This is a genomic window from Actinoplanes sp. NPDC023801, assembly GCF_040639655.1.
Lineage (GTDB): Bacteria > Actinomycetota > Actinomycetes > Mycobacteriales > Micromonosporaceae > Actinoplanes.
The window spans coordinates 3,704-5,139 of record NZ_JBFAAI010000073.1; the positions used below are offsets into that span (position 1 = coordinate 3,704).

A 1,436-nucleotide genomic window follows, 5' to 3' on the forward strand; every position below is an offset into this window, starting at 1 on the left:
TGAGGCTGAGACGTGATGCCGAGCCGTTCTGGTGAAGTCATTGATCCTATGCTGCCGAGAAAAGCCTCTAGCGAGCTTCGAGCGGCCCGTACCCCAAACCGACACAGGTGGTCAGGTAGAGAATACCGAGGCGACGGGTGAACTGTGGTTAAGGAACTCGGCAAATTGCCCCCGTAACTTAGGGAGAAGGGGGGCCGGACGCGTGAAGCCCCTTGCGGGTGGAGCGTGGTATGGCCGCAGAGAGCAGGGGGAAGCGACTGTTTACTAAAAACACAGGTCCATGCCAAGTCGTAAGACGATGTATATGGACTGACGCCTGCCCGGTGCTGGAACGTTAAGGGGACCTGTTAGCTCTTTGGGGCGAAGCGGAGAACTTAAGCGCCAGTAAACGGCGGTGGTAACTATAACCATCCTAAGGTAGCGAAATTCCTTGTCGGGTAAGTTCCGACCTGCACGAATGGCGTAACGACTTCCCCACTGTCTCAACCACAGGCCCGGCGAAATTGCAGTACGAGTAAAGATGCTCGTTACGCGCGGCAGGACGGAAAGACCCCGGGACCTTTACTATAGCTTGACATTGGTATCTGAATTTAATTGTGTAGGATAGGTGGGAGCCTTTGAAGCTCGGACGCCAGTTCGGGTGGAGGCGCTGTTGAAATACCACTCTGTTGGGTTTGGGTATCTAACTTGCGGCCCTGATCGGGTCGAGGGACAGTGTCTGGTGGGTAGTTTAACTGGGGCGGTTGCCTCCTAAAGGGTAACGGAGGCGCCCAAAGGTTCCCTCAGCCTGGTTGGCAATCAGGTGTTGAGTGTAAGTGCACAAGGGAGCTTGACTGTGAGACTGACGGGTCGAGCAGGGACGAAAGTCGGGACTAGTGATCCGGCACTTGCGTGTGGAAGCGGTGTCGCTCAACGGATAAAAGGTACCCCGGGGATAACAGGCTGATCTTCCCCAAGAGTCCATATCGACGGGATGGTTTGGCACCTCGATGTCGGCTCGTCGCATCCTGGGGCTGTAGCAGGTCCCAAGGGTTGGGCTGTTCGCCCATTAAAGCGGTACGCGAGCTGGGTTTAGAACGTCGTGAGACAGTTCGGTCCCTATCCGCCGTGCGCGTTGGATACTTGAGAAGGGCTGTCCCTAGTACGAGAGGACCGGGACGGACGAACCTCTGGTGTGCCAGTTGTTCCGCCAGGAGCATGGCTGGTTGGCTACGTTCGGAAGGGATAACCGCTGAAAGCATCTAAGCGGGAAGCTCGCTTCGAGATGAGGTATCCCACCACCTTGAGTGGGTAAGGCTCCCAGCTAGACGACTGGGTTGATAGGCCGGAGATGTAAGCACGGTAACGTGTTGAGTTGACCGGTACTAATAGGCCGAGGGCTTAACCACCCTATACATTGCGCTTGCGTCCACTGTGTGATTCACAGCAAACGAACA

The 1,436-nt window shown here is 55.9% G+C and carries 1 rRNA gene (cut by a window edge); it reads left to right on the forward strand.

Going from position 1 to position 1,436, the window contains the following annotated elements:
• Positions 1-1,388: ribosomal RNA gene (locus AB0G04_RS44100) — 23S ribosomal RNA — on the forward strand (it extends 1,745 nt beyond the left edge of the window).
• Positions 1,389-1,436 lie beyond the last annotated feature (48 nt).